The organism is Occallatibacter sp., assembly GCF_049802275.1.
Classification (GTDB): Bacteria; Acidobacteriota; Terriglobia; order Terriglobales; family Acidobacteriaceae; genus Telmatobacter.
In genome coordinates this window covers 1-5095 of the sequence record NZ_JBARMD010000584.1, presented here as the reverse complement: position 1 = coordinate 5095, position 5095 = coordinate 1, and the positions used below count along the sequence as shown (strand labels likewise).

4 protein-coding genes are annotated in these 5095 nt (G+C 58.3%); 1 reads left to right on the top strand and 3 read right to left on the bottom strand.

Annotation, left to right across the window (positions count from 1 at the left end):
* The 3 genes from WA354_RS19960 to rocF all read right to left on the bottom strand — a co-directional run.
* On the bottom strand, positions 1 to 226 hold a 226-nt coding region (locus tag WA354_RS19960; RefSeq protein ID WP_472814776.1), incomplete at its 3' end, for a hypothetical protein.
* Between the two features lie 212 nt (positions 227 to 438).
* Positions 439 to 1587, bottom strand: coding sequence for a D-alanine--D-alanine ligase family protein (locus WA354_RS19955; protein WP_472814775.1), 1149 nt, complete (start codon positions 1585 to 1587; stop codon positions 439 to 441).
* Between the two features lie 135 nt (positions 1588 to 1722).
* A complete protein-coding gene (gene rocF, locus WA354_RS19950) occupies positions 1723 to 2703 on the bottom strand; it encodes an arginase (protein ID WP_472814774.1) in 981 nt (326 codons plus the stop codon).
* Between the two features lie 252 nt (positions 2704 to 2955).
* On the opposite strand from rocF, the gene WA354_RS19945 reads away from it, so the two are divergent.
* Positions 2956 to 5095: GGDEF domain-containing protein (locus WA354_RS19945; RefSeq protein WP_472814773.1), on the top strand; the 2140-nt coding region annotated here is incomplete at its 3' end.

Below are 5095 nucleotides of genomic sequence, written 5' to 3'. Positions count from 1 at the left end.
CGTAGGCCTGCTTTAGATCGTTCTTCTCAACCGACTCCATGAAGTGGTTGATGGTGTGCCGGCCACGCAGGTGCGTCCACCAGTTCCAGGGCCAATCGGCTGGATGGCCGGCAAAAAGCCAGAAGGTCACAATCAGAACGAACAGCAGGCCGCCGCTACCATAAAGCATGGCGCGGTTGCGGTTTTCGCGGGCCTGGTCAAACTTGGGAGCATCAAGCAGGGTCATCGCAGACTTTCCTCGCAGTCAAGGATACGGTATGACAGGGAGCAGGGAACAGGAAGCAGGGAATAACCAAGGTCAGTGCTGTATTGCGCGACCACCGTGTGGGGCTGATCTGTTGAGCACAAACTAAAACCTCTTCTATCTTAGACACCGGTAAGACAATCGTAGTTCCCGGCTTGCTGTTCCCTGCTTCCTGCTTCCTATTCCCTGCTCATCTATTCCCTGCTGTAGGTGTTCCGGTTCTTGTCTTTGTGGCGTTCGAGGGCGAGTTCGATGAGCCGCGTGATCAGGTCGTTGTAGGGGATGCCGGTCGCCTCCCACAATTTGGGGTACATGCTGATCTTCGTAAATCCCGGCAGAGTATTCACCTCGTTGAGATAAATGCGGCGCTTTCCATCGGGCTCCATCAGAAAGTCGACGCGCGCCAGGCCGGAGAGATCGCAGGCCCTAAACGCTGCCACAGCCATTTCGCGTATTTTGTTCCCTTCGGACCGGTTCAGTTTGGCCGGGATGACGGGTACGGATCCTTCGGACAGGTACTTGGCCTCGTAATCGTAGAACTCTTTTCCCGGAATGATCTCGCCGATCACGCTGGCTTTGGGATCATCGTTACCGAGAACTCCGACTTCGAGTTCGCGGGCGCGTGATTTGCTGCCGCCCACCCCCTGCTCAATGACGAGCTTCCGATCATATTTGGCAGCCTCATCAAGAGCCGGACCGAGTTCCTTGCGATCGTGCACCTTGCTTATGCCCACGGACGAACCAAGATTCGCGGGCTTCACAAACAGCGGATACTTGAGCGCACCTTCAATTCTGGCAATAGCTCTTCGTGGCGATGCTTCCCATTCCGAACGAAGGAGCGTGACGTGTTTGACGATGGGCAGACCGGCATGCGCGAACAGGCTCTTCATCACGTCCTTATCCATGCCCGCCGAGGAGCCCAGAACGCCGGAGCCGACGTATGCGATACCCGCAAGCTCAAATAACCCCTGGATCGTACCGTCCTCGCCGAAGGTGCCATGCAGAACAGGAAAGACCACGTCGATTGCTTTCCCCTCAGGGCCCTGGGGACCGGGAACGGGCGCTAACAGCGTTGGAATTCCCTCGTGCAGGAGCTTTGCCCCCGGTGTTGCTTCAGGATCGCCCGCACGCAGGCGGCGCGCTACCGCGCTCTGATCGCCCTCGAGCAGCCCCGTCGCATCCGCGGCGGCAAGCCAGCGACCTTCCTTGGTAATGCCGATCGGCACTACGTCAAACTTTTTGCGATCAATTGCCTTGAGAATCGATGCGGCCGAGAGCAGAGACACTTCATGCTCGCCACTGCGGCCACCAAATAAAACACCTACGCGAAGTTTTTTTGCCATTACTTTTATTGTCGCTCAGAAAGAGCGTGAACAAGGGTGACCGGCGAGGTTCGTGCTTTCCCACTCATGCCGCGAAGAAACCGCATCATGAATGGGGCACACAGGTTCCTTGCGGAACACGAATTTCATTCCGGGTCAGAGAATCTTTTTCCCGAATGCCGAGCAGGCCAGTTCGACAGCGAGGTCGGCGGTGCGGTTGTGCTCGTCGATGACCGGATTTACTTCGACGATTTCGAAGCTGAGCATACGGCCGTGGTCGGCGAGAATCTCCATGGCCAGATGCGCTTCGCGATATGTCGCGCCGCCGCGAACCGGTGTGCCTACGCCGGGCGCATCCTCGGGATCAATCCAGTCCATGTCGAGCGAGATGTGATAGCCGGCAGTTCCCCTCCCCGCGGCACGTAAGGCCTCTTCCATTACGGCGCGCATGCCACGCTCATCGATGTCGCGCATGGTGTACACCTCGCCCACGCCGGCGCGACGGATATTGGCGCGCTCGGCCGAGTCGATATCGCGCACGCCGACCAGCACCGTGTTTTCCGGGGCAATCTTGGGCGAGAATCCGCCAATGTTGGTTAGCAGATCGGGGCCCAAGCCAAGCAACGCCGCCAAGGGCATGCCATGGACGTTGCCGCTGGGTGACGTATCGGGGGTGTTGATGTCGGCATGGGCATCGATCCAGATCACGCCGATTTTCTGATTCTGGCGACGGTAAAACTCCGAGACACCCGAGACCGACCCGACTGCAATGGAGTGGTCTCCGCCCAGCACCAGCGGGGTCATTCCTTCTTCCAGCGCTTTTGACACAACGGCCGCGGTGCGAGTGCAGGTGTCGGCGATCTGCTTGAGATAACGAGCATTAGGGCTGCCGAAGTTCTGGGTCTCGGCGAGTTCCACGGCCACGTTGCCGCCGTCGCTGACGTGGTGGCCGAGTGATTCCAGGCGCGCTTCCAGCCCGGCAACACGCATGGCGGACGGGCCCATGTCTACGCCGCGTCGGCTTGCGCCCATATCGAGCGGAACGCCCAGCACGCGTATGCGGCGGGTGGGTAAAGACTGAGTTCCGCTGGGAGGAAACGAGGTGACAACAGGGGGAATTTCAGGGTTGGTCGCCATTGAAGGTGCTCTCCCGAATCTGAGCCGCTGCCATCATACCTCGCAACCCCCGCGGCTTGCCTCAGACCTGCCGGAAACGCCCTGGGGTGTTATGACCTGTGTAGTACCGATTCCCCGAAAGGTGTAACTGAAGTAATCAAACTTGAGCGTAGACTTTTATCAGTCTTGCCGATGTCTTCATTACTGGCCGTATCAGCTAAGTTCTGCGGTGCGAGGAACTAGCAGGCAGATTCAAGGATACGAGGGATGGCGTTGAGCGGTAAATCCCGGCGAACTATGACGCACGCGGCGGTGGGTCTGGCGCTCTTCGCAACCTCGCCCTTCATGCACGGCGCAGCCGTTCCGGAAGGAACTCAGCAGCCGCTGACCTCGCTACGCGCAATTCACGCACTGACCAATTCTCAGGCCAGCCACCAGCTTCCGGTCTCATTTGAAGCCACCGTCACCTACTATCGCGGGTATGAGCGCACGCTGTTCGTCCAGGATGGCGACCAGGCGATCTATGTTCAGCCCATCGCGCCAGCGCAACTTGGTCAACTTTCGGTTGGCGATCGCGTCCTGATCAAAGGAACAACCCACGAGAGCTTCCGTCCGATTATTTCTGCGACCAGCCTCAGCGTATTAAATCGCGGCAGCCTGCCCGCATCGGTACCGGCGACTTTTGATCAGTTGATTCGCTCCGAATTCGATTGCCGTCTGGTAACAGTGCACGGGACAGTTCGCAGCATCGATCTTGTTCAGAGCTCTGACAGGCCGAGTATTTCGGTCCAATTGCGCACCGACGGCGGACCTATAGCCGCAGTTATTGACAGCGACAACGTTGACGGCCTCAAGAACATGTTGGATGCGGAGGTAGAATTCACCGGCGCCGCTTCCGGGCGATTCGATGGGAAGATGCAAATAACCGGAATTCTGCTCCACGCGAGCTCTGTTTCTGCAATCAAGGTGCTGAAAGCGGCACCGCGGGACCCCTGGGATCTGCCAATAACCCCCATGGATGAGATCTTCAGGGGATACCGTGTACAAAACCTGACGCAGCGTGTCAGGGTGCGTGGAACGATCACCTACTACGAACCTGGTTCCGCGGTTGTGCTGCAGGATGGCTTAAAGAGCCTTTGGATCATGACCGCATCCATCGCTCCCTTGCGCATCGGAGACCAGGCAGAGGCGACCGGGTTTCCCGACGTGCACGACGGATTTCTGGCGTTGACACACGGCGAGGTTATCGACCGGCAAGTCTCAACACCGATTGCTCCCCGCCTGGTTACATGGACAGAACTGGCCACAAGCCATCATCTCTTCGACCTCGTTTCTGCCGAAGCCCAGGTTCTAGCGGAAAACCGCAGTGCTGCGCAGGACGAGTATGTGCTGACTGCGGGTGGAAACCTGTTCTCTGCCATCTACCGGTTGCCGCCACCGCGAAGCCTGCAAACGACGGCCCTTCCCGCATTCAAGCACCTGGTCCTCGGCTCGACGGTGCGCGTCGCCGGCATCTGCATCATGGGCGATTCCAACCCTTTTGACACGCAGGTGCCCTTCAAACTTCTGATGCGCACGACGGACGACATCATCAGCGTGGGCGCGCCACCCTGGGTGAGCGTGGGCAACCTGGTTCGGGTCGTAGTTGTGCTGCTGGCGATGGTGCTGATCGTCGGCGTCTGGGGTTGGGTTCTTCGCATGAAGGTGCAGAATCAGACTGTAACCATTACGACACATGCCGAAACCGAAGCCCGGATCGAACGCCACAACACGCAATTGGAAGTCAAACGGAGCAGGATACTCGAAGACATCAACAGCTCGCGCCCCATGCCCGAGCTGATCGATGCCGTCACAGAAATGGTGGCATTCAGCCTGGATTTCCCGTTCTGCTGGTGCGAAATGCCGGATGGCGCGCGGCTGGGAAATGCTCCCTCCAATGCGCAAGGGCTTCGGACCATTCGCCTCGACATTCCTGCTCGCGCCGGTGGCTCGCTGGGAACACTGTTTGCGGCGACTGAAGCCGGCGAGCCTCGTCCGCACGATGAAGCATCGGCGATGGAAGCAGGAATACGGCTGGCAACACTCGCCATTGAAACACGCAAGCTTTACAAAGACCTAGTCTATCGTTCGGAGTTCGACTTGCTTACAGATATCCATAACCGTTTCTCGCTCGACCGCTACCTCGAACAATTGATTGAAAAGGCAAAGGAAGAGGGCTCGATCTTCGGCCTGGTGTACATCGACCTGGATGAGTTCAAGCAGGTGAATGATTTCTATGGCCACCATGTTGGCGATCTGTATCTCCAGGAAGTCTCGATGCGCATGAAGCGCCAACTCCGCTCCGGCGACATGCTGGCGCGACTGGGCGGCGACGAGTTTGCGGCCCTTGCGCCAGTGGTGCGCAGCCGTGCCG